At 33.7% G+C, this 25,555-nt stretch carries 21 protein-coding genes and 1 other annotated feature; of the genes, 17 read left to right on the top strand and 4 right to left on the bottom strand.

The features are described 5' to 3' along the window. Positions 1-235 precede the first annotated feature (235 nt). Complete coding sequence (locus BHF71_RS09295) at positions 236-418, top strand: hypothetical protein (protein ID WP_069657381.1); 183 nt, start codon at positions 236-238, stop codon at positions 416-418. Between the two features lie 49 nt (positions 419-467). Here the strand turns inward: BHF71_RS09295 and BHF71_RS09290 are convergent, their stop codons facing one another. From BHF71_RS09290 to BHF71_RS09280, 3 genes are all read right to left on the bottom strand, one after another. Next, positions 468-2,600, bottom strand: coding sequence for a cache domain-containing protein (locus tag BHF71_RS09290; protein ID WP_069657380.1), 2,133 nt, complete (start codon positions 2,598-2,600; stop codon positions 468-470). 159 nt (positions 2,601-2,759) lie between these two features. Next, positions 2,760-3,584, bottom strand: coding sequence for an ABC transporter permease (locus tag BHF71_RS09285; protein WP_245683852.1), 825 nt, complete (start codon positions 3,582-3,584; stop codon positions 2,760-2,762). Continuing rightward, positions 3,574-4,344 (bottom strand): ABC transporter ATP-binding protein, encoded by a 771-nt coding sequence (locus BHF71_RS09280; RefSeq protein WP_069657379.1) that lies wholly within the window; start codon positions 4,342-4,344, stop codon positions 3,574-3,576. Before BHF71_RS09280 ends, BHF71_RS09285 begins: the two co-directional genes overlap by 11 nt. Positions 4,345-4,503: 159 nt before the next feature. Here BHF71_RS09280 and BHF71_RS09275 point away from each other — a divergent pair, with 159 nt between their 5' ends. Beyond that, positions 4,504-6,273 carry a M3 family oligoendopeptidase gene (locus tag BHF71_RS09275; RefSeq protein WP_069657378.1) on the top strand — a complete coding sequence of 590 codons (1,770 nt, stop codon included), beginning with the start codon at positions 4,504-4,506 and terminating at the stop codon, positions 6,271-6,273. A gap of 116 nt (positions 6,274-6,389) precedes the next feature. Then, entirely contained in the window at positions 6,390-6,896 is a 507-nt protein-coding gene (locus BHF71_RS09270) for a ferritin (protein WP_069657377.1), read from the top strand. A 120-nt stretch (positions 6,897-7,016) separates the two neighbouring features. On the opposite strand, the gene BHF71_RS09265 is transcribed toward BHF71_RS09270, so the two are convergent. After that, positions 7,017-8,036 (bottom strand): ABC transporter substrate-binding protein, encoded by a 1,020-nt coding sequence (locus tag BHF71_RS09265; RefSeq protein WP_069657376.1) that lies wholly within the window; start codon positions 8,034-8,036, stop codon positions 7,017-7,019. A gap of 190 nt (positions 8,037-8,226) precedes the next feature. Between BHF71_RS09265 and hemA the strand changes: the two genes are divergently transcribed. The 14 genes from hemA to BHF71_RS09195 all read left to right on the top strand — a co-directional run bounded on the left by hemA (position 8,227) and on the right by BHF71_RS09195 (position 25,520). Then, positions 8,227-9,543, top strand: a complete 1,317-nt coding sequence (hemA, locus tag BHF71_RS09260) for a glutamyl-tRNA reductase (protein WP_069657375.1) — start codon at positions 8,227-8,229, stop codon at positions 9,541-9,543. Between the two features lie 20 nt (positions 9,544-9,563). Next, positions 9,564-10,205, top strand: a complete 642-nt coding sequence (locus tag BHF71_RS09255) for a precorrin-2 dehydrogenase/sirohydrochlorin ferrochelatase family protein (protein ID WP_069657374.1) — start codon at positions 9,564-9,566, stop codon at positions 10,203-10,205. Positions 10,206-10,209: 4 nt separating this feature from the next. Next, complete coding sequence (hemC, locus tag BHF71_RS09250; RefSeq protein WP_069657373.1) at positions 10,210-11,136, top strand: hydroxymethylbilane synthase; 927 nt, start codon at positions 10,210-10,212, stop codon at positions 11,134-11,136. Position 11,137: 1 nt separating this feature from the next. Then, complete coding sequence (gene cobA, locus BHF71_RS09245) at positions 11,138-12,649, top strand: uroporphyrinogen-III C-methyltransferase (protein WP_069657372.1); 1,512 nt, start codon at positions 11,138-11,140, stop codon at positions 12,647-12,649. 4 nt (positions 12,650-12,653) lie between these two features. Continuing rightward, positions 12,654-13,634: a porphobilinogen synthase gene (hemB, locus tag BHF71_RS09240; RefSeq protein WP_069657371.1), complete on the top strand. Its 981-nt coding sequence runs from the start codon at positions 12,654-12,656 to the stop codon at positions 13,632-13,634. A 1-nt stretch (position 13,635) separates the two neighbouring features. Beyond that, a complete protein-coding gene (gene ahbA, locus BHF71_RS09235) occupies positions 13,636-14,679 on the top strand; it encodes a siroheme decarboxylase subunit alpha (RefSeq protein WP_069657370.1) in 1,044 nt (347 codons plus the stop codon). 6 nt (positions 14,680-14,685) lie between these two features. Then, on the top strand, positions 14,686-15,978 hold the full coding sequence (gene hemL, locus BHF71_RS09230; RefSeq protein WP_069657369.1) for a glutamate-1-semialdehyde 2,1-aminomutase: 1,293 nt from the start codon (positions 14,686-14,688) through the stop codon (positions 15,976-15,978). A gap of 297 nt (positions 15,979-16,275) precedes the next feature. Then, on the top strand, positions 16,276-17,568 hold the full coding sequence (locus BHF71_RS09225) for a LysM peptidoglycan-binding domain-containing protein (protein ID WP_069657368.1): 1,293 nt from the start codon (positions 16,276-16,278) through the stop codon (positions 17,566-17,568). Between the two features lie 9 nt (positions 17,569-17,577). Next, positions 17,578-18,570: a protein kinase family protein gene (locus tag BHF71_RS09220; RefSeq protein ID WP_069657367.1), complete on the top strand. Its 993-nt coding sequence runs from the start codon at positions 17,578-17,580 to the stop codon at positions 18,568-18,570. Between the two features lie 17 nt (positions 18,571-18,587). Continuing rightward, positions 18,588-19,601: a phosphotransferase gene (locus tag BHF71_RS09215; RefSeq protein WP_069657366.1), complete on the top strand. Its 1,014-nt coding sequence runs from the start codon at positions 18,588-18,590 to the stop codon at positions 19,599-19,601. Positions 19,602-19,955: 354 nt separating this feature from the next. Then, the gene (locus tag BHF71_RS09210; protein ID WP_069657365.1) at positions 19,956-20,525 is read left to right on the top strand and encodes a GNAT family N-acetyltransferase; all 570 of its coding nucleotides are present in this window, start codon (positions 19,956-19,958) and stop codon (positions 20,523-20,525) included. Then, positions 20,510-21,064, top strand: a complete 555-nt coding sequence (locus tag BHF71_RS09205; protein WP_069657364.1) for a GNAT family N-acetyltransferase — start codon at positions 20,510-20,512, stop codon at positions 21,062-21,064. The genes BHF71_RS09210 and BHF71_RS09205 overlap by 16 nt, the downstream gene beginning before the upstream one ends. A gap of 76 nt (positions 21,065-21,140) precedes the next feature. Then, positions 21,141-21,358 (top strand) — a binding site (T-box leader). A 65-nt stretch (positions 21,359-21,423) separates the two neighbouring features. After that, positions 21,424-24,078: a valine--tRNA ligase gene (locus tag BHF71_RS09200; RefSeq protein ID WP_069657363.1), complete on the top strand. Its 2,655-nt coding sequence runs from the start codon at positions 21,424-21,426 to the stop codon at positions 24,076-24,078. A gap of 104 nt (positions 24,079-24,182) precedes the next feature. Further along, positions 24,183-25,520 carry a bifunctional folylpolyglutamate synthase/dihydrofolate synthase gene (locus tag BHF71_RS09195; protein ID WP_245683851.1) on the top strand — a complete coding sequence of 446 codons (1,338 nt, stop codon included), beginning with the start codon at positions 24,183-24,185 and terminating at the stop codon, positions 25,518-25,520. Positions 25,521-25,555 lie beyond the last annotated feature (35 nt).

Raw genomic sequence — 25,555 nt, 5'->3', positions numbered from 1 at the left:
AAAATATCTGTCACAATGCAATATATTTTGAATGAAAAGCAAAAATTAATGGAAATGTGATTCAAAGAGATGGCCCAAGTGGTTATCTCTTTTTTAAAATCTTAACATCCCTTATCATGATTTTTTATAAAAAATTAGGTTTATCTGTAATAATACAATCATATTTCATGATTGACTGTTATATAACTAAATTGTTATAATACAGATATAAAATAAATAGGGGTGTTATAATAAAGTGATGAAAAAGTTATACCAAACTAAAGATGGTAAGCCTTTTTATTTGAGAGATATCGACCCACTATTTTATGCTTGTTGTTACTTGGATTCAGATCTTAGCTTTTTAATGGAGAAAGGAAAATTTTATAAAGCATTGAATAATGGAACAATTACCGAATTTCGCTTGGCTAGTAATCTTTAATTAAATTAAAAAACTACTGACAGAATTTTGTCAGTAGTTTTTTAATGTTTTATAGTTTAAATAGTTCGATCAACTGTTTTAATTCTTTAGCTTTTTGAGCTAACTCTTGAACATATGAATTAATTTCTTCCATAGATGCATTTTGTTCTTCTACAGAAGCAGATACTTCTTCGGTTGTTGCAGCAGTTTCTTCAGTTACAATGTTAATATTATTAATAATTTCTACAACATCGTTCTTTGCTTGTTCGAGATTTTTAATTTTAGCATAAACATTTTCAATCTTTTCGGTTGTGGTATTAATTGTGTTGTTTAGATCCATAAAAATATCATGAGTATGATTTACAGACTTATCTTGTTCAAGTGCTACTTCAGCTGCCTCGGCAACTGACTCCATAGCTGCCTTGGTATCATTGATGATATTAACAACAATATCATGGATTTCAGTGGCAGATTGGTTGGATTCTTCGGCTAATTTTCTAATCTCGTCTGCTACAACAGCAAACCCTTTTCCTTGTTCTCCAACTCTAGCTGCTTCAATCGCGGCATTTAATGCAAGTAAGTTAGTTTGATTAGCAATATCCGATATTGTTGTGGTAAAGACATTTATTGACTCTATTTGTTCGTTTAGTATTGTAACAACCTTTTTAATTTTTTCGACGGAAATTTTACTTAATTCTTGTTTCTGTTTTAATTCATCTACAACGTTTTTACCTTTATCATTTAATAATTTCATCTCATCTACTGACTTTTTCATTTCTTCAGACTCACTGTATAACATATTGGTGTTTTCTTCTAAAAGAGTCACTTTTTTAACACCTTGCTCTGTTTCAAGGGCTTGGTTTGAAGCGTTGCTAGCTATATCTTCAACAGCAGTAGATACTTGTTCAATTGAAATTGTTATTTGGCCTATCATTTCTGCTAGGTTTTTTGAGGTGTCTTCAACAGCTTTAGAAACATCTGATGATTTAGCTGTTAAATTTCTAAGATTAACAATCATATCATTGAAAGATTGTTGTAGTTCACCTAGTTCATCCTTACTCGTAACTTCTACAGTAGAACTTAAATCTCCACTGCTAACCTTTCTACTCACTTCTTTTAAAGCTAAAATTGGTTTGGTAAACTTTCTTGCAATAATAATAACGATAACTATGGCAATAATTACACTAACTATTAATATGCTAATTATAAGTTTTGAAATATAGTTTACAGCTTCATAAACTTTGCTAGTATGTTTAGCAACTAAAACATAACGCTGATTTTCATCGTCATGCAATACATAAGCGATCTTTGATATTGCATTATCGGAAGTATAATCTTTTACCGTGTACTCAATGTAGTCGTTATCGGTATTAAGAATTTTAGTAAGGATATCTTCACCTGTATTAAGGTCTTTAAGATTTAATTTCGTTCCAATTTTTTTCTTATTAGTATAATACAAGATTTTTCCATCTTTATCTAAGATAACGATGTCCTCTGATTTGCTTAGTTCATCAATCTTATTTTGTAAAAGTATTCTATTCTTGGCAGCTAATTTATCTATTTCTTTGGTAATATCATCTACATAATTACCTGTACCTGGAACCCAGCCCCAAGGCTCGAAAAGTTTGGCATATCCTCTTTTTTTGAAAGTACCTTCTTTCCCTGGTTTTGTCCAGTAGAAGTCAACATAGACTTCACCCTTATTTTTAGCTCCATCAACTAGTTCTTTGATTATCAATTTTCCATTGACATCCTTTACGTCTCCGCGATACTTACCTTCTTTATCCTTTAGATATGGGTGAGCCAATAGGATATAATCAGTATTATCAATCCAAAAATATCCACTATCGCCATACCGGGCACTTCTTACCACATCGATAGCTGCCTTTTTAGCTTCTTCTTCAGTCATTACACCTTCTTGGGATAATTGGTAGTAATAATTTAGAATACTAATTACGTTTTCAACTTGATTTTTTATATTTTGGTCATATTTTTCCAATAATTCTTCTTTTAATAAAGCTGATGTTTTTTCAATGTTGATCATCGATTCATTCATCTGAAGTGCTTCTCTGTAAAGAGTTTCTTTGGCATTATTCTCGAGTTCTTTTTGTGTGAGATAAAGAGTTGTAATCCCTTGAGCACTTAATACAACTATAATCATTACTGATATAAAGATAGTTAACTTAGCCCTTAAACTTTTCAAATCATATCACGTCTCCTTGCTTGATTAACTAATGTGTTATTTTAACATGAATTTGGACATCCAGTATTAAATTCGTCAAAATATGCCAAATTCCTTCAAAAAAATTTATTTATGCAAAAATAAATAAAAACCATGAAAAAAAATAGCGCTAGGCTATTTTTAACGATTTCTTATTGAGAGAATTTTTGATTCTAGAAGTGCAACAGCTTGATACATTAATGTAGCTGCAATGCTTATTATGAATAAACTCATCATGACCAACGTTAGATTAAATACCTGAAATCCATATATAATAAGGTATCCTAAACCAGCTTTTGAAACTAAAAATTCTCCAACAATCACCCCTACCCAAGATAGACCCACATTAACTTTTAGAGTAGCAATGATCGTAGGAAATGAGGCAGGTAAAATAACTTTGAAAAATATTTGATGTTTTTTTGCTCCAAAAGTTCTGGCCAGTTTCAGATAATTAGGGTCAACTTCCTTAAAACTGCCGTAAATAACGATAGTCGTAATGATAATTGAAATTGCTAAAGCCATTGCAATAATTGATGTATAGCCGGATCCAAAGGTTACGATAAAAATTGGTCCAAGTGCAACCTTAGGCATTCCATTTAATACTACAAGATAAGGCTCTAATACTTTTGAAATAAATGGTGAAGCCCAAATTAAAGTAGCCAATATTGTTCCGAGTAATGTTCCTAAGATGAAGCCAACAACAGTTTCTAGTAAGGTAACATAGATATGGTGTTGTAATTCACCTGTGGTCAACATTTCAATAAATAGATCCCAAATTTTACTTGGTCTACTAAATAAAAATTCATCTATCAATTTTAATTTCACTGTTAATTCCCATGTTCCTAATAGGAATATAAGTAGTAGTAATTGCGTAATCCTGATATATATATAATTAAGTCTTAATTTGGATAGGAAAATCCCATGTTCTTCAGATTTGGCACCCTTCGTCAAATATCTATTCATCATCTTCTATTTCACTCCAAATCAAATGAAAATAGTTTTGGAATTCGGGCACATTTCTTGCTTTTAAGGGAAGGGAATTACGGATAGGGTCGGGGACATTAAATACCTTTTTAATGTGTCCAGGATTTTTTCCTAATAAGACAATTCGATCTGACATAGCAATAGCTTCACTGATATCGTGAGTGACTAAAATTGCTGTTTTCTCATGCTTATGAATCGTTTCTACAACTAAGTCTTCAAGTTTTAATCTTGTTTGATAATCAAGTGCTGAAAATGGTTCATCTAGTAATAAAATATCGGGATTAGTCGCTAAAGTTCTTACTAAGGCGACACGTTGTCTCATTCCTCCAGAGAGTTGGTTGGGATGAGAGTCTTTATATGAAGTTAGTCCCATTTCTTCAAGAAGGTGAAGGGCTTGGTTTCTGTTTTTAGTGGTCAATCTCTTTTGAATTTCTAATCCCAATAAAATATTTTCTTCAACGGTTCGCCAATTTAATAAATAATCTTGTTGTAACATATATCCGATTTTTCTTGTAGGACCAGTTACCTCTTGTCCATCAATATATATTTTTCCTTTGGTTGGTGGAAACAAACCGGAGATTAACGATAAGATAGTACTTTTTCCGCAACCGCTAGGTCCTACCAAACTGATGAATTCTCCCTTTTCTATATTCAGGTTAATATCTTTAACTGCAAAAATTTCGTCTATTTTAGTATGGTAAAGTTTACTTACGTTTTTTAAGCTGATAATACTTCTATTCATTATCTCCCCCCCTTTTCATATACTATTCACTAGACGTTAGTTTAGTTCATAGTCATTCTTTGATACTTAATTTTTGTTGTTATGAAGGATTTTTGTTAAACTTTGAGAATGATAATATTTTAAATAAAGAAAAATTTAAATTATGAGAGGATGGTAAAAATGAATATGAGATGGAGCTTAGATGCTTTATATACATCTTTTGATTCTGATCAATTTAAGAGTGATTTGGAAAAGTCAATCGAAAAGATAACTGAAATTAAAGAGTGGGTTGGGGTCAATTTTAAAGATAAAGAAAATGCTGGGAAGAAGGTTGAACAATACCTTAATATGTTAAATTCAAACTATAATCTTTTCAGTCGTTTACATAGTTATGCTGGGCTAACATTAAGTGTAGAAGCAAAAAATGAAAAGGCTTTAGGAATATTAGAAAAACTAGAAGAGATGATAACGGAATTAACAGAGCCAAATGTAATTTTTCAAAAGTTCTTAGGTTCTTTAGAGAATTTGGATGAGATAATTTCGTCTTCAAAAGTATTAGAAGAACATCGCTATTATCTCAAAGAGATAGTACAGAATAATAAATATACTTTGAGTGAAGATCAGGAAGTACTGATAGCAAAGATGAAAAATACTGGTTCTAATGCGTGGTCAAAATTACAATATTTACTTACATCTACCCTTTTAGTCGATATAGAAATCAATGGGGAACAAAAGCAACTTCCACTATCAGTTGTTAGAAATATGGCTTACGATAAGGATAAGAAATTAAGGAAGACGGCTTATGAAGCGGAGCTAAGGGCGTACAAGAAAATAGAAGAGTCCTCGGCTGCGTGCCTAAATGGTATTAAGGGAGAGGTAATAACTTTAGCTAAAATGAGAGGTTATGAATCCGTATTGGAAAAAACTTTAATTGACTCTAGAATAGATCAAGAAGTATTAGAAGCGATGCTTTCAGCGATTAGAGAGAGTTTACCAACATTTCATAAGTTTTATCGAAAAAAAGCCGAGCTTTTAGGATATAGTAGTGGATTACCTTTTTATGAATTATTTGCTCCGTTAGGTAATGTAGATATGGAATATACCTATGAGGAAGCTAAAGATTTTATTGTAACTAATTTTAGGACCTTCAGTGATAAACTGGCGGATTACGCTGAACGAGCTTTTAATGATGGTTGGATTGATGCTGAACCAAGGGAAGGAAAAATGGGCGGAGCCTTCTGTGCTAATATACATGCGATTAAAGAAAGTAGAATATTGGCTAACTTTACTGGTAGTTTTAATGACGTTACTACACTAGCTCATGAATTAGGACATGGATACCATGGATCTTGTTTAACCGATGAATCATATTTAAACAGTAATTATCCAATGCCAATTGCGGAAACAGCCTCAATTTTTTGTGAGACAATCATAAAAAATGCTGCTATTCAAAAGGCTACTAAAGAACAAGTTTTTTCAATTTTAGAGAATGACATATCCGATGCCGGTCAAGTTATCGTTGATATTTATAGCCGTTATTTATTTGAAACAGAAGTGTTCAAATTAAGAGAAGAGGCATCGCTTTCTGTAAATAAGCTAAAAGAAATAATGTTGAAGGCTCAAAAGGAAGCCTATGGAGATGGCCTTGACCATCAATATTTACATCCATATATGTGGGCTTGTAAACCACACTATTATGATGCTGATTATAATTTTTATAATTTCCCGTATGCTTTTGGACTATTGTTTGCTAAAGGGCTATACGCAGAATATTTAAAGAAGGGGGATTCTTTCGTCAAAGAATATGATAAGTTATTATCTGTAACAGGAAAGAAGAGTATTGTTGATGTGGCTCTGATTATGAATATTGATATTCGTTCAGTTGATTTCTGGAAAAATTCATTAAACTTAATTGAAAAAGACATTGAAGCTTTTATCAACATGAAATGATCATGGATTTATTTGAAGTGGTTAGTAATGAATTTTTTCTGAATAAACCTATTGATATTTACTAATAAATATAAAGGATGTTAATATTTAATAGAGAATGATTAGGGGGGATTGTCATGCTAAGTGGAAAACTATTGAACGCATTAAATGATCAGATGAACTTTGAGTTTGAATCTGCTAGTATCTATCTAGCGATGTCTGCTTATTGTGCATCAGAAGATTTAGATGGATTTGCCCATTTTTTTAGAGTACAGGTTGAAGAAGAAAGATTTCATGCTATGAAGTTTTTTGATTTCATTAATGACAAAGGTGGAAGGGTTATTGTTAAGGGATATGAAGATCCTGAAAATGAGTTTGATTCGATTATAGATGTATTTGAAAAAGCATTAGAGCACGAAAAGTTAGTAACTAAGAGAATCTATGCCCTTCAAGATATAGCAACTGAAGAAAAAGAATATTCGACTATCAGTTTTCTAAATTGGTTTATTGATGAGCAAGTGGAAGAAGAAGCTACTTTTGAGTCCCTCGTAAAGAAATTAAAACGAATTGGCAATGATAGTAGTGCCTTATATATGTTAAATGATGAATTGGCTAAGAGGGTATTTACTCCACCTGCAGAATAGCAGAAATTTAATTGAAAATAAATTTAATCGAAAAAAGGTAGAAACTTGAGATGACTCATAGTTCTACCTTTTTTTATTAATAAATCAAAAGTTATATATTGTAACTAAACTACAATTTAATCATTGCTCTTTAGTGTTGATTGCATTTTTTGCAAAATCTGTATTAACGATTGCTTCGTAAGGAACTCTTTGTTTTAATTCCCCGGAGTATTCCATCACTTTTTCAAGATTTTGGTATTCTTCAATGTCAAGGATGGGATCCATCGCCCATGAACCTTGTGAGCGATAGCGATTTAAAACCTGTAACATTATTTCACGATCCAAATCTGGGAATTGGGGCGCGATCACATTTGCAATCTCTTCTAGAGTGTTACGATGAACCCAAAGCTGGGCTTTATATATTGCGTTAGTAAATTTTTGGATGATTTCCGGGTTGTTGTCTATCATACTTTGTTTTGTAATATAAACTGTGTAAGGAAGTTTTCCACTACTTTCTCCAAATGAAGCAACGATATATCCTTTACGCTCCGCCTCAAGTTTTGAAGCTACTGGTTCAAATAACTGTACAAAGTCACCAGTTCCTGAAACAAATGCACTGCTTAAGTTTTTATAGTCTACATTTTGAATGATTTCGTTGTCGACTTTTGGCTCGATTCCATTAATATGTTGAACATATTCACTTACCATTTCAGGCATACCGCCTTTTCTTTGTCCTAAAAGAACTTTACCCTTAAGCATATCCCAAGAGAAGTTCTTAATTGGTTTTCTTGAAACCAAAAATGAGCCATCGGTTTGGGTCAATTGTGCAAAGTTTATTGCTGGATCTTTGGGATTTTGATTGTATACGTAGATTGTGGTTTCTGTTCCCACTAAAATAATGTCTGCATTTCCGCTTAGAAGGGCAGTCATTGTTTTATCTCCACCATAGGCAGTCGTTAGTTCTACATCCAATCCCTCTTCTTTAAAAAATCCCATTTCTAATGCTACATATTGAGGTGTATAAAAAATAGAATGGGTTACTTCAACCAATCTGATTTTTGGATTATCAACTTTACCAGTAGAATTTGAACACCCAACGACAAAAATAATAGACGTGAGAATCAAGATAATCAAGCTAATTTTTACAATTTTTTTAAACATAAGACACCTCCACAAATGCCTAAACTCATAGGTTATAATATGAGACGACACGATAAAATGTTCAAAAGATAAAAAAAAAATGCTGAAAAATCTTTACAATGATATAATGAAATTAAAAAGATTGTAATTAATTAGAGTGTAAAAACTTATGAAGATAATCAATTTTAATTGAGCACTAGGGTGAGAAAAAATGCATGTTATGGTTGTAGGTTTAAATTATCGCACAGCACCAGTGGAAATAAGAGAGAAGTTTACTTTTTCTGAGGAAAAAATAGGCCAAGCTTTATTAAGATTAAAGCAGACAAAAAGCATACTTGAAGCTGTAATCGTCGGAACATGTAATAGAACAGAAGTTTATGCTATTGTTGACCAACTTCACACCGGAGAACACTTTATTAAAAAATTTTATTCAGAATGGTTTTCGGTGTCTAAGGAAAAAATTATTCCTTTTTTATATGTAAAAAAAGATTTTGAAGCTACGGAACATTTATTTAAAGTTATTACCGGACTGGATTCAATGATCTTAGGTGAAACACAAGTTTTAGGTCAAGTTCGACAAGCTTTTTTTTTGGCCCAACACCATGAAGCAACCGGCACGATTTTTAATACATTATTTAAACAGGCAATTACTTTTGCTAAAAAAGTTCACTCGAAAACAAGAATCGGAGAAAAAGCAGTCTCCGTTAGCTATGCAGCAGTTGAATTAGCGAAAAAAATATTTAGTCGATTAGATGATAAAAATGTGTTAATAATTGGTGCTGGGGAAATGGGAGAATTAACAGCAATTCATCTTTATTCAAATGGCGTTAAACATGTAATGGTAGTTAATAGAACTTATGAAAAAGCTGAAAAAATGGCGAAAGCTTTTAAAGGTGAAGCTTATACAATGGAGCAACTGAAATTGGCACTAACAAAGGCAGATATAGTAATAAGCTCCACCGGCTCAAATTCACTGATTATTAATAATTCTCTAATTGAAGAAGTTATCAAGGAACGGAGCGACAAACCATTATTTTTAATTGATATTGCTGTTCCTAGAGATATTGATCCATCCATTGGCAATTTTGACAATGTCCACTTATATAATATTGATGATTTACAGGATATTGTTGATAGTAACATGAAAGAACGACAAATAATTGCCAATCAAGTAAATAATTGGATCGCTAGTGAGGTAGAAGAATTTTATCGTTGGGTTAATACCTTAGGAGTAATTCCCTTAATAGCGGCTTTAAGAGAAAAAAGCTTAATAATTCAAGAAGAGACAATGAACTCGATAGAAAAAAAACTTCCGCATCTTAGTGAGAGAGAACTGAAAGTGATTCGTAAGCACACTAAGAGCATTGTTAATCAGCTATTAAAAAATCCAATTATTAAAGTTAAGGAAATGGCTGTGCAGCCAGATGCGGAGAATATGATGAGGTTTTTCAAGGAAATTTTTGGCTTAGAAGACGAGGAATTGAAAACTAATTCTGTGTATAAAACTTATAATATCTTCAGGAAATAGGGAGGAATAACAACAAAAAAATGAAATCATATTACCCTTTAATGATAGATTTAAGTCATAAGTCCTGTGTAGTAATTGGTGGAGGTAAGGTAGCACAAAGAAAGATAAGTTCACTTTTAGAATCACAAGCTAACGTTACAGTCATCAGTCCAAAAGTGACACCTAATATAGAAGAATTATCAAGAAAAGAGGCTATTACATGGATAAACAGGGGCTATTATCAAGGTGATTTAAAGGGTTTTTTTTTGGTAATTATAGCCACGGATAATTCAGAACTAAACTTGAGTATCTATCGGGCTGTTGATCATTCCACTCAGTTTGTGAATATAGTGGATCACCCCGAGTTATGTACTTTTGTTGTACCTTCAACATTTAAAAGAGGACATTTGCAAATTGCCATAACAACTGGTGGAGCAAGTCCGGGATTGTCCAAAAAAATACGACAAGATTTAGAAAAACGATATGGTGTAGAATATGATGATTATACTGCATTTTTGGCTAGAATGAGAAAATGGATTCTTAGTCAAAATATTGATCAGGAACGTCGTAGACACTATTTTAGCAAATTATTGGATGACAAATGGATACAAGAAGTATCGAAATATAAAAAAACGCAAGTAGAAGAAAAATTCAAGCAAATGTTTAAGAAGGAGAATTTCTAGAAAGATGAAAAAAATCATAGTAGGTTCTAGGAAAAGTCAATTAGCTTTAACCCAAACTAAATCAGTAATTGATCAGCTTAAAGCTTTAAATCTTCCCTATGAATTCGAGATTAAGGAAATTGTTACTAAAGGTGATAAAATCCTTAATGTTACCTTATCAAAGGTCGGTGGGAAAGGCTTATTTGTTAAAGAGATTGAACAAGCATTATTAGATGGTGAAATAGATTTTGCTGTTCATAGTATGAAAGATATGCCATTTGAAATGCCAGAAGGTCTAACAATAGCCGCAATACCGAAGCGAGAAGATCCTAGAGATTGTTTGATTTCCAGGCAAGGATTCACCATTGATTCCTTACCTAAAGGAGCTAGGATAGGTACAAGTAGTTTAAGAAGGGCCGCGCAAATACTATCTTATCGAGATGATCTGCACATTAAATCGATCAGAGGAAATATTGATACCAGAATTAGAAAGTTAGAAACAGAAGGTTTAGATGGAATAATATTAGCTGCAGCAGGGCTTAAACGAATGGGATGGGAAGACAAAATAACAGAATGCTTAGACGTTGATCTTTCTATTCCCGCGGTAGGGCAAGGAGCACTTGGTATTCAAGCTAGAGAAAATGACCATGAATTATTAGAATTACTAAAAAAGATAGATGATTCAAAAACGAAGATTTTAGTTTCTGCTGAAAGATCTTTATTAAATAGATTACAAGGAGGGTGCCAAGTTCCTATTGGAGCACATGCTAAATGGGAGGATAATAACATTCATTTAGTTGGAATGGTAGCCTCTTTAGATGGAAAGCTGATAATTAAGCAAGAAGGTAAAGCTAGTAAGCGTGAAGCAGTTAAGTTAGGAATTCAAGTTGCAGATAAATTATTAGCAAAAGGTGCTGCTAAAATTTTAGCTGAGGTGAAAGGAGAAGAATAGGTTGAGTGTAGGTAAAGTTTTTTTAGTGGGTGCTGGCCCTGGTGATCCAAAATTAATAACCTTAAAAGGAATTGAGGCGATTAAAAAAGCTGATGTTGTTATTTATGATCGCCTAGCACATCCATCATTATTAAAGTATGCAAAAAAATCTGCTAAAAAAATATATGTTGGGAAATTACCCAATAAACATACCTTAAAACAAGATGAAATTAATCAATTATTAGTTGATAAAGCTTTAGAGGGTAGTATTGTCACTCGGTTAAAAGGTGGCGATCCGTCGGTTTTTGGAAGAGTTGGAGAAGAAGCGCAAATTTTAGTCAAGCAGCAAATTCCCTTTGAAATCATACCAGGTATAACATCGGCAATTGCTGTACCTATCTATGCGGGGATTCCAATTACCCATAGAGATTTTACTTCATCATTAGCGATTGTTACTGGACACGAGGATCCTAGTAAAAATGAATCTAATATCAATTGGGAAAAAATTTCTACAGCGACAGGAACAATCGTTTTTCTAATGGGAGTTTCTAATATTAACTTAATTAGAGAGAAATTAATTAATAATGGACGAGATCCTAATACTCCAGTTGCCGTAATTCAGTGGGGGACAACGGTTGAACAAAGAACGGTTGTAGGGACATTAAATAATATCGTTCAAGAGGTTGAAGAAGCTAAAATTACTTCTCCAGCAACTATCGTTATCGGTGATGTGGTAAAACTAAGGGAACAACTACAATGGTTTGAGAAAAAACCTTTGTTTGGGAAAAGAGTGTTAGTAACCAGGGCAAGAAGCCAAGCGAGTGAATTATCGGCCATGATTGAGGAATTGGGAGGAGAACCAATTGAATTCCCAGTGATTAAAATCGTTCCACCTAGTGATTCAACCAAGTATGATTTAGCGATTAACCAATTAGATACTTTTGATTGGGTTATTTTTACCAGTGTTAATGGAGTTAATTCTTTCTTCGATAAGTTAAAGGAGAAGAAAACAGATATTCGTAAAATGAGCAATGCAAGAATTGCTGCAATTGGACCTAAAACGGCAAAAGTTTTAGAGGAAAAGGGACTTATAGTCGACGTTCTTCCTCAAGAATTTCGAGCAGAGGGTTTATTAGATTCATTAGAAGACCAATTAAAAGCAGGACAGAGGGTTTTATTACCAAGAGCGGATATTGCACGTAAAGTATTGTCTGAAAAACTAAAGGATAAGGGATTAGAAGTAATCGAAGTAGATGCATATGAAACAAAAATTGATGCTGAAAATAAAAATGAAATAATAGATATGTTCAAAAAAGGAAAAATACAAATTATCACCTTTACTAGTTCTTCTACTGTAAAGAATTTTGTTGAGGCACTAAAAGATGAATCTTTAGAAGAATTGCTCCAAGGAGTAAAACTTGCTAGTATCGGACCTATTACATCAAAAACAGCTGAAAAACTAGGATTACAAATTGATATTACAGCTGCGGAATATACAATTCCAGGATTGGTAGATGCTATAAGGAGAGTTTAATATTATGGAAATTAAATTTGATCGCCACCGTAGATTAAGACAAAATTTAGGAATACGAAACCTAGTTCGGGAACACCGACTTCACATCCATGATATGATATATCCGTTATTTGTAACCGAGGGTACAGGGATTAAGCGAGAAGTATCCTCGATGCCTAATGTATTCCAACTTTCGCTAGATCAATTATCCAAGGAGATAGAGGAAATAGTTCATTTGGGAATACAAGCGGTAATTCTTTTTGGTATACCCAATACAAAAGATCCGATGGGAACAGAAGCCTATCACGATCATGGAATTGTTCAAAAGGCAATACGACAAATTAAACAACAAGTTCCTGAATTATTAGTTATTGCAGATACATGCTTATGTGAATTTACAGACCATGGACATTGTGGAGTGGTACATGAAGGGAAAATATTAAATGACCCTTCCTTAGATTTACTAGCAAAAACTGCAATCTCCCAAGCTAAAGCAGGTGCTGATATTATTGCTCCTTCAAATATGATGGATGGATTCGTAACGGCCATTCGACATGGACTTGATGAAGCTGGATATACAGATATACCGATAATGTCTTACGCTGTAAAATATTCTTCGGCTTTTTATGGACCGTTTCGGGAAGCTGCTGAGTCGGCCCCACAATTTGGTGATCGTAAGACATATCAAATGGATCCAGCCAATAGTAGAGAAGCATTACGAGAGGCGTATTCAGATATAAAAGAGGGTGCAGATATATTAATGGTTAAACCTGCACTAGCTTACTTGGATATTATTCAGCAAGTAAAAACAAACTTTAATCTACCTGTAGCTGCTTACAATGTAAGTGGTGAATATTCGATGATTAAGGCTGCAGCAAAGAATGGTTGGATAGATGAAAAAGCAGTTGTTCTAGAAATGTTAACCGGTATGAAACGTGCCGGTGCAGATATAATATTAACCTATTTTGCCAAGGATGTGGCGAAATGGTTACAAGAGGGGAATTAGGATGAGTATCTTGCAAATGGATAAAATCAATCAAGAATTATTAAATTTAATACAAAAGGATTTTCCATTAGTTGAAAGACCCTTTTTAGAAATTGCCAATCGTTTAAATATCTCTGAAGCAGAGGTAATTAATAGGATTAAAGAATTAAAAGGGAATGTTATCCGCCAGATATCTGCTATTTTTGATACTAAGAGCTTAGGGTATAAATCTAGTTTAGTGGCAGCTAAAGTTAATCCTGAAAGTATAGATAAAGCAGCTGAAATAGTTAATCAACATCCTGGTGTTTCACATAATTATAAAAGAAACCATGAATTTAATCTTTGGTTTACAATTGCAGTTCCGCCAAATAGTCGTTTAGGATTGGAAAAAACAGTAGAAATCTTAGGGAAATTAGCTGGAGTAGAATCGATTCGTTTACTTCCTACATTAAAGCTTTTTAAGATTGGTGTTCAGCTAGATATGACAGGTAAGGATACTAAAAGGAAAGTAGAATCCCAATTTTATAATGAGAAAAAGCGTGAGGAATCATCAATACAGTTAACAGATAAAGAGATTGCTATTATTCGTGTATTACAAAAGGATTTGGCTATTATATCTAGACCATTCTCTGATTTAGCAAATGAAGCGGGGGTTACTGTTCAAGAATTATTGGATAAAGCCAACGCTTTTAAACAAAGAGGGATAATGCGTCGTTTTGCTGCTGTTTTATCCCATCGTAAAGCTGGATTTAAAGCAAATGGAATGGGTGTTTGGAAGGTTCCAAAAGAGAAACAAGAGGAAATTGGTGCTAAAATGGCTGCCTACCAAGCTGTAAGTCATTGCTATTTACGACCTACCTATCCAGATTGGCCATATAATATTTTCACAATGGTACATGGAAGAAGTGTAGAAGAGGTAGAGGATATTTTTAGGATGATTGAGGAAGATACTGGAATAACTGAAAGATTTGTTCTCTATTCTACTAAGGAATATAAAAAGACAAGAGTTCAATATTTTACACCTGAAGTGGAGAGATGGGAAGAACAATTTCTGAAAAAGGAGTAGAGTGACATGAATCGATACGCTAAATCGATAGAAAAATTTACTGAGGCCAAGGAAATAATTCCCGGTGGAGTTAATAGTCCAGTACGTGCCTTCAAATCTGTTGATAGAAACCCTGTTTATATCGACCATGGAATTGGTTCAAAGATTTATGATATCGATGGAAATGAATATATAGATTACGTAGCTTCATGGGGCCCATTAATTGTAGGACATGCTCATCCAGAAGTTATATCTTTTGTTAGGCAAACATTATCTAAAGGAACAGGTTTTGGAACTCCTACAGAACTTGAAACAGAGATGGCTAAACTTATTATTGAAATGGTCCCATCTATCGAGATGGTGAGAATGGTTAATTCAGGTACTGAAGCAACAATGAGTGCAATTCGTTTAGCTAGAGGGTATACTGGTAAAAGTAAGATTATCAAGTTTGAAGGTAACTATCATGGTCATAGTGATAGTTTATTGATAAAAGCAGGTTCAGGAGTTGCTACCTTAGGTCTACCAGACAGTCCTGGTGTACCCGAAGGTATCGCAGTAAATACAATTACTGTGCCGTATAATGATATAGAAAGTGTAAGGTTTGCTTTTGAAAAATATGGTGAAGATATTGCTGCTATTATAGTTGAGCCAGTAGCAGGAAATATGGGAGTGGTCCCCCCTAAGCCGGGATTTTTACAAGATCTAAGGGAAATTACAGATAAGTATGAGGCTTTGTTAATATTTGACGAAGTGATGACTGGCTTTAGGGTTGGTCCAAATAGTGCTCAAGGATTATATGGGGTAACTCCTGACATAACCACATTGGGTAAAATCATTGGCGGTGGTTTACCGGTTGGAGCATACGGTGGTAAAAAGGAAATCATGGCACAAATTGCTCCAGTAGGTAGCGTTTATCAAGCAGGAACACTTTCTGGTAATCCTGTGGCCATGGCAGCAGGTATAGCAACGCTGAAACTATTGAAACAACCGGGTGTTTATGAGGAATTAGCAAGAAAAGCTAAAATGCTTGCTGAAGGATTAGCAAAAAATGCTTTGGATCTGGCAATTCCATATCATATTAACAGCGTAGGATCGATGGTTGGATTTTTTTATACTGGTGTAGAAGTGATAGATTATGAAACTGCAAAAACCTCCGACTTGGAAAGATTTAAACGAGTTCACGGTTATTTACTTGATCATGGTATCTATATCGCTCCATCACAGTTTGAAGCATTATTTATTTCTACAGCACATACTGATGCCGATATTAATAAAACAATAGAGATTCATTACCAAGCGTTAAAAGAATTAGTTAAATAAGGAAATTCACACACACCTCATTTTTAAGTGAGGTGTTTTTTTTGTTAAAGAAAGAGTAAAATGTTGTATTTTGTATAAGTGCGACTTTTGGGAGTGAAACGGACAAGGTGAGCACGGTATAAAATACAATAATTAATTAGAGTTATGATGGCTTTTTTTACACCATGAGGTGCAAAGGTACTCCTTTTCCGATAAGGATTAATGTTTTTTATGAATAAAAATTTGTTTTAAGTCATATCTAGGACGAAGATGAAATATATTTAATCGAGAGAACTACCTTTACAAGGGGTGATTAAGGTGACGGATCTACCATTTATGAGTTTTGAAATTCGCGAGAAAGTAAAACATCATAATGATGGACAAAGTTTTACGAACTTAGCTAGTTTAGAGTTACAACCGATTGTTAAAGTTTATGAGACCGAAAAAGAAACGGAAGTTTCAGGTTTTTTGGTATTGAATGGGGAGTTTCAAAAGGGTAAAGATTGGGAAAAACAGTTTGATAATTCAGATGGGATACACTATGGCTCTTTCTTTACCGAAGAAAATGAAATTGAAACTTTTCAATATCAAATTCCACTTTCAATCCAGATTCAAAATGACCGGATAACTAATCATGCAGATATTTTGGTCGAAGTTGAGTATTTTGACTATCAAGTCTTATCCGAAAAAGAGATTGAATTGATAGCCAAAATTAAATTATTTGGTGTTCATCCTATTCCTGAACAAGATACACCAAATGTAAATCATTATGAACTTGATGAAATTGCAGATCCTGAAAATACAACTAGGACAGAATTATTATCTCATGTTACTAGCGAAGATCAGAGTAAGGAAGAAAAACAAAGTAACGAAGATCAAGATGAGGAAACTATTATAAAAGACGTGAATCAAAATCTTGGAGCTGAAGAAAGTAATATTAAAAATGAAGAAGACCCTGTAGAACAGAAGGATATTAAATCTGATGATTCTGGTAAGGATTTGGAAAGTCACGAAACCGAAGATGATACAGTAGCTGAGTTTGATGAAGAAAAAGGAAAAGAAGTTATTGAAGAAATAGAAGAAAATATAGAAGGTGCCGACGTTGATGATGATAGTACTGCAAAAATGAATATCGGCATACATGATAGAAATAGCAGGACTTCTCCTGATAAAGAACAAGTAAATCCATTATATTCATTGTTCAATCATGATAGGGCAAACAAAAGGAAAAATGATAATCATAATGAAAACAAACATCATGTAGGAACTGATGCTCAAACAACGTTTAATAGAGATCAAGATTATTTAATATCAAATGAAAATACTGTTTTGGAAGAAGACGGTTTTGAGGATAGTGGATATAATACTTCCGAAAATAAAGGGTCAGAAACCAAAGAAGAGAACACTAAAGAAATCTTATATAGCTTAATGCAGGGAAATGAGGAGCGTAAGTACAGAATCAAAATCTATTTAGTTCAACATGAAGATACTTTAGACCAAATTGCGGAAAAGTACGATTTAAAAGAAGAAGATATAATTAACTATAACAACTTAGAAAATAAGGAGCTTGAAAAAGGTCAGTTATTATATCTTCCGGTAAAAAGGGAGTAATAAGTAATAATGAATTCTATTAATGTGTTAAATAATATGAATTTGGTAGAAGTACTAAGGCAATATGAACTTAGAGTAGCGACAATAGAAACTTACCCCTCATTTTATAAATTAAAAACTGACCGTGGAACGAAAATATTAAAAAAATGGAATGATATTGACACCTTAAAAGAAGTATTTCGTTTTAAAGAATCGCTTGCAAAAGCTGGATTTCGGAAGATCGATCGTTTAATTAGGACTAAAGAAGGTAAACCTTTTGTGCTTTATGAAGGGCATGGGTATGCCCTAACAGACTGGATAGATGGAAAAAAACCTTCTATATTTGATGAAGAGGATTTGAAAATATTGGGTACTACCTTGGGTAATTTTAATCTTGCAACTGCTAAGATAAATATTAATCATCAAATAGCTCCTTGGTCAGAGCATTTTTTTCGGGGATTAAAACATCTTCAATACGTTGAAAGATATCTGGATAATAAGTCAGACAAAAATGATTTAGATGAAATTATCCTCAAAGATATCGTTAAATTAAACGAACAGGTAGATAGAAGTATTCAAATGGCTAGAAAAATAGAGAAAACTTCTTTTAGGATTGGAATAGAACCAAAGCTATGTCATGGGAATCTTTATTCTGAGTCATTTAAAATTGATGAGTATAAAGAGGGCTGGATAGTTGATCTTGGTTTACCAATAATTGATATACCGGTTTATGACATCGCTAAACTCGTAATCCGTATTTACAAGGAAAGTGGGTTTAAAGATGAGATCATTTATCAATTTCTCAATCATTACCAAAGTGTTAAGCCTTTGCAGAAAGAAGAAAAATATTGGATATTAACTTATATCGCTTATCCACATAATATTTGGAAATTTTTATATGTCTATTATGTTGCGAAAATTCCCCATCCAACAGAAAATTTATCTCAATATAAAAAATTAATGGATGAACAAATAAATTTGGGTAAGCTTTATCAATTATTGTTTACTTATTTTGATTTATAATGGGGGAGGTATCCACCATGTCACTCATGGAGCCATTCATTGAGATAGGCATTTACCCTCATATTTTCACAGAATACGATTTTCAAGTGAAAAGTGTTAATAGGATCAAGTCAGTGTTTAAAATTGAGACCCAATTTGGGGAATATGCCGTAAAAAAATCTAAGATTAGTAAAGTTCAAGCAGAAAGAATGAAAAATGTCTTAGAATATCTTGAAAACAACAACTATCCAGTTGTTAACTTGTTAAAAAATAAATACGGTGACGCCTTTATCGATTTAGAGGGAAGCATCGTTTATGTGGTGAAATGGATTGACGGCAAACCATTAACATTAAATTATTATCCTCACCTACTTAAGTCTATATCAATGATGGCTCAGCTGCATAAATTGGGATTTTCATACCATCAAAAAGTTTCAAAGACTCCCTTTGTAGATGAAATATATTTGCGAAATTATTGGGAAGATCGGATAAGTTGGTTAAAAAAATATGAAAAGAAGTTGAAGAAAAAAGTTTCAAAAACCACATTTGAGCACATATATCTTACCTATATTCCTTTTCTTTTAGATTGGGCCAAAGAAGCTGTTGAATATTTGAATAATTGGGTTATTCAATACAATTCAATAGGAGGATTAAGAAAGACGATTTGTCACGGTAGATTTCATCATCGTAATATTATCATTACCACCGATGATAGAATAAAGCTCATTGATTTTGATCATTTTAGTATGGATACACCGGTGAGGGATATAGCTTTTTTTATTCGTCATTATATTCTTGATAAAGAAAATAGAAATTGGACTCAAGACTGGTTAGATGCGTATCAACAATTAGTTCCACTAGATGTCGCTGAAAAGAAACTTTTAGCAATTTATCTTCTTTTTCCGGAAAGGATGATTGTTCTAGCCAAACGATATGTGGATAAGGTGAATAATTTGTCTGACCTCGAGTATTTGAATAGACTACAAGTAAGTTGGACTCAAATGAAAGAAATGGTTTGGTTTATCGATAGTCAAAGATGGCTAAATGAATAGTAAACTGACGTCTTGACAAATATTTCACTTATTATATAATATTCAAAAAATATTGAAAAAAATAGCAATGGGAGGGAATCTAGGGTTCCGTTCTACAAAGTTAGAAGTCTGGTCCGAGCGATTCCAAGCGTAATGCTACACCGTGGGTATAAAAGACTCTTGCGGTAGGTTCCAGTGTCGAATCTACCTGCAAAGAGTTTTTTTTCTATTAAGCATATCATTATCTTCTCTTTGCATCAGAAGTAGTATTTTGTAACGTGCTTACCTTGTTCGTTTCACTTCCAAAAGTCGCACTTATACAAAAATACTACTTATTTAAAATTTTTTATACAACATTACTGGGGGGGCGATCTTATGCTAAAGGGAAAGTTAGTGCAATTAAAAGCAGTAGAAAGAGAAGATTTACCTAAGTATCTTGAATGGATGAATGATTCAGAAGTGAGGCAGTACTTAGCCATTGGAATTTCTTATCCTTTAACTATGACAGAAGAGAATGATTGGTATGAGTCAATGCTCAAAGACAAAAGTAGAAAGACGTATGCCATACACACGATTGAAAATGACCAATTAATAGGAAATTGTAGCCTTTTTAATATTAACTGGAAAAATCAATCCGCAGTCACAGGGATCTTTATCGGGGATAAAAACTATTGGGGTAAAGGATATGGAACTGAAGCATTACGTTTATTATTATATCTTGGTTTTCAAGAATTTAATCTTCGACGTATTGAGCTAGGAGTTTTTGAATTTAATGATCGAGCTATAAAAAGCTATAAAAAATTGGGTTTTGTCGAAGAGGGAAGAAAACGTCGTGCCATATATCGTAATGGGAATTTTTATGATGAGGTTATCATGGCTATCCTACGTGAAGAGTACTTAGAAAAATTTCAAAAGGAGGATGAAGAGAGATGGCGGCAATATTAAAAGGCAAAAGAGTAAGATTAGATACAGTAGCACTGGACAAAATCGAACTAGTTAATCAATGGTTTAATGATCCCTATATCACCAAAAATCTTAATGTTGGGGTTGCACCGTTCCCTCTTGAAAGTTCGAAATCATTTGCTGAACGTAGTCAACGTCCTTCGGAAAAGGTAAGAAACTTTTCAATCAATGCTCTTGATCTTCCTAAAGAAGAGGAATATATTGGCCATATTGGTTTACATGATATCAATTGGCTAAACCGTACTGCTGAACTAGGTATCGTTATTGGCAAAAGAGAACATTTAAACAAGGGCTATGGTACAGATGCCATCAAAACATTACTTCGCTTTGCCTTTTTGGAAATGAACTTAAATCGTGTGATGTTAACCCATTTTGAATTTAATGAACTTGGTCATCATGCCTATCTTAAAGCAGGATTTAAGGAAGAAGGGCGTTTAAGAAAGCATATTTTTCGAAATGGTAGATATTGGAATATGATCGTGATGGGGATTTTAAGGGAAGAATTTCTAGAACTAATTTGACATTATCTCATAACCTCATTAAAATATAAATTAACTCTGGGTTTAGGAATTCATGAGCTATTTATAACTGGATATTTTAAATACAATGCGAGGGAGGAGTAGGTAACAGAACCCTAAAGAGAGGAAAGCCATTTAGCTGTGAGGTTTTCTAGGTGTTTCTTTACTGAAGGTCGCCCTTAAGTAGTCTGTTTGATGCGTAAGTCGAGTAGAACAGACCGGTTTTATCCGTTAAGAAAGAGTGCATGGCTTATGCCATGAATAAAGGTGGTACCGCGAACACTTTTCGTCCTTTGGGATGGAAAGTGTTTTTTTGCTCTATGGAATAATTATTTGTTTATTAATATTAGGGGGGATAAAAAATGGAAAAAATTGAACAACAAATTCCTACAACCTATGACCCGAAAAATGTGGAGAAGAAATGGAATGACTACTGGGCAGAACATGATTTTTTTAAAGCAGGTCAGGATCAAAGTAAGGAGCCATATTCGATTGTAATTCCACCACCAAACGTAACAGGAATGTTGCATCTGGGCCATGCTTTTGACTTTACGCTTCAAGATATTATGGCGCGAATGAAGAGAATGCAAGGTTATGATACCCTTTGGCTACCAGGTACTGACCATGCGGGTATTGCTACCCAAGCTAAAGTTGAAGCGAGATTACGTGAGGAAGGTATCAGTCGTTATGATTTAGGTAGAGAAAAATTCCTTGAAAAGGTTTGGGAATGGAAAGGCAAGTATGCCAATACCATTCGTGAACAATGGGCTAAGTTAGGTTTGTCTTTAGACTATTCTAGAGAACGTTTTACGATGGATGAAGGACTTTCAAAGGCAGTAAGAAAAGTTTTTGTAAGTCTTTATGAAAAAGGGCTTATCTATCGTGGTGAATATATTATTAACTGGGATCCACAAGCAAGGACTGCCTTATCAGATATTGAAGTGGAGTATAAGGAAGTCAAAGGTGCCTTATATCATATGAGATATCCATTAAAAGATGGTAGTGGTCATGTAGTTGTGGCTACAACTCGTCCAGAAACTATGTTAGGTGATACAGCTGTAGCGGTACATCCAGATGATGAACGTTATAAAGATTTAATTGGAAAAACTGTTGTACTACCGATTATTGGAAGAGAAATACCAATTGTTGCAGATGAATATGTTGATCGTGAATTTGGAAGTGGTGCTGTTAAGATCACTCCTGCTCATGACCCTAATGATTTTGAGATTGGTTTACGTCATGATTTACCAAGGGTATTAGTTATGGACGAATCAGGACATATGAATGAAAATGCTGGTAAATATCGTGGTTTAGATAGATTTGAGTGTCGTAAACAAATCGTAAAGGATTTACAAGAGCAAGGTGTTCTATTCAAAATTGAAGAACATATCCATTCTGTTGGACATAGTGAGCGTACTGGCGTAGTTGTTGAACCATATTTATCAACACAATGGTTTGTTAAGATGAAACCATTAGTTAAGCGGGCGATTGAGTTACAAAAAAGTGGTAAGGGAGTTCGTTTTGTACCGGAGCGTTTCGAAAAGATTTACTTGAATTGGATTGAAAATATTAGGGATTGGTGTATTTCCAGACAACTATGGTGGGGCCATCGTGTTCCAGCTTGGTATTGTGAGAGCTGTGGTGAAATACATGTACAGATGGAAGAACCAACTGTTTGTTCAAAATGTGGTCATCAACATCTAAAACAAGACGAAGATGTATTAGATACTTGGTTTAGCTCTGGATTATGGCCTTTTTCAACCATGGGATGGCCTGAACAAACGGAAGATCTAAACAGATACTACCCAACTAATTTATTAGTTACAGGATATGATATTATTTTCTTCTGGGTAGCACGTATGATCTTTACAGCACTTGAGTTCACGGATCAAATGCCATTTAAAGATGTTTATCTTCATGGACTTGTAAGGGATAGCGAAGGAAGAAAAATGTCTAAATCCCTTGGTAATGGTATTGATCCAATCGAAGTGATAGATAAATATGGTGCTGACGCTTTAAGATTCATGATTTCTACTAGTACTACTCCAGGTCAAGACTTGAGATTTTATTTTGAAAGAGTTGAAGCGGCAAGAAATTTTGCAAATAAGATTTGGAATGCTTCTCGTTTTACTATTATGAATCTAGGGGATTTTAGTGTCGAGGATATAGATTTATCTGGGGAACTATCTACTGCTGATAAATGGATTCTTCATCGCTTCAATGAAACTGTAAAAGAGGTAACCCGTCTATTAGAACAATATGATTTTGGAGAAGCAGGAAGAGTATTAACACACTTTATTTGGGATGAATTTTGTGATTGGTATATTGAATTGGCTAAATTGCCATTATATGGTGATGATGAGCAAGCTAAAAATACTACTAAGTCGGTATTAACCTATGTGTTAGATAACACATTGCGTCTATTACATCCATATATGCCATTTATTACTGAAGAAATTTGGCAGCATTTACCTCACAAAGGAGAAAGTATTACTGTAGCTAGTTGGCCAGAATACCAAGAAGATTTCTATAATCCTGCCTCAGCAGAAGAAATGACTCTATTGATGGATGTTATTCGTTCAGTAAGAAACATTAGGGCTGAAGTTAATGTTCCATTGAGCAAGAAGATACAATTAATGATCAAACCTAATAGTCAAGCAAGTGAAGAGACCATTCAAAAAGGTAAAGCTTACATTATTAGATTTTGTAACCCAGAAAGTCTAGAAATATCGACTGAATTAGCATCACCTGAACAAGCAATGTCTGCGGTGGTCACAGGAGCAGAAATCTATCTACCTTTAGCAGGATTAATCGATATTGAACAAGAAGTAAGTAGGCTAGAGAAAGAATTAGAAATCCTTAATTTTGAAGTAGAACGTGTTCAGAAAAAACTAGCTAATAAAGGTTTTGTTGAGAAAGCTCCGCAAAAAGTTGTAGAGGCAGAAAGAGAGAAAGAAAAGGATTATATAGAAAAAAGAAATAAAGTCTTAGCAAGAATAAAAGAGTTAAAAGGTTAAGATTACTAATTTATTATGATAGGAAAACAGGGCGAACCTTGGGTTCGTCCTCCCATAAATATCTGCTTTAGCTTAACATAAACTATAATTAAGAGGTGGATAGGGTGGAGTATAAAGAGGTCAAGACTAAGGATGAAGCAATTGAATGGATTCATAACCTTAAAACTCTTGGAATTAAACCGGGACTTTCGCGGATGGAATGGATGTTAGAGAGATTAGGAAATCCTGAGCGGAGGGTGAAATTTCTGCATATTGCTGGTACCAACGGCAAAGGTTCAACAGCAAGTTTTATCAGTAATGTTTTGAGAAAATCAGGATATAAGGTAGGAATGTTTACTTCTCCATATTTAATCGAGTTTACAAACCGGATACAAATAAATGGGGAAGATATTTCCGAGGAACATTTAGTCGAAATGTTAAACCGTGTAATCCCTTTGGTAAAAGAACTAGAAGTTTCTGAACTAGGGAGTCCCACTGAATTTGAGGTTGTTACCACTATAGCAATATTATATTTTGCTAGTGTTGCTTATCCAGATATTGTTGTGTGGGAAACTGGACTTGGTGGAAGATTTGACTCAACTAATGTAGTGTATCCAATAGTATCGGTGATTACGAACGTTGGTTTTGATCATATGGATTTGTTGGGAGATGATATTAAGCAAATTGCCATGGAAAAAGCCGGGATTATCAAGCCTGGTGTTCCTGTAGTATCTGGAGTAGAAAATGAAGAAGCTAGGTCAGTAATAAAGGATATTGCTAAATCAAAAAAAGCTAGTCTATATCAATTAAATGAACAATTTTTTATAAAAACCCATAAAATGAATCATCTAGGTAGCAAATTTGATTTTACAGGACCATTTTTAACTATGCCAAATCTTGAAATAAAAATGGTAGGTCCGCATCAAATCAAAAATGCTGCTGTAGCTTTAATGGCATTAGAAATATTGAGACAGTATTATGCTTTTATAATTGAGGAAGAAGCGGTTTATTCAGGGTTAAAACATACTTTTTGGGCCGGACGTTTTGAAATTATTTCAGAAAAGCCTACAGTAATAATTGATGGAGCACATAACCCAGAAGGGGCGTTAAGTCTAGGGGAAACAGTATCATTATTTGAATATAACCGTTTGATTATGGTAACAGGAGTATTAAAAGATAAAGCAATTGAGGATCTTTTTAAGAATTTTATACCTATAGCTGATCAATTGATTATTACGAAACCAGATAATCCTAGGGCTTTAGATTTAAAAGATATAAAAAAAGTTATTAGTACCATTGTTCCTACAAAAGAAGTAATCTTAAATCCTGATTGGCGTGATGCGGTTAAACAAGCTCTGCAAATGGCTGATCAAGAAGATCTGGTAGTAATTACAGGGTCGCTATATTTAATATCCGATGTAAGACGTTATCTATTAGAAGAATATAAAAAGATCCATAGTTAATAGAACAACGATAACATTTAGAGTTTAAAGGTTGG

It is taken from the genome of Vulcanibacillus modesticaldus (assembly GCF_001730235.1).
GTDB lineage: Bacteria > Bacillota > Bacilli > Tepidibacillales > Tepidibacillaceae > Vulcanibacillus > Vulcanibacillus modesticaldus.
This window is presented reverse-complemented; position numbering and strand designations above follow the sequence as displayed.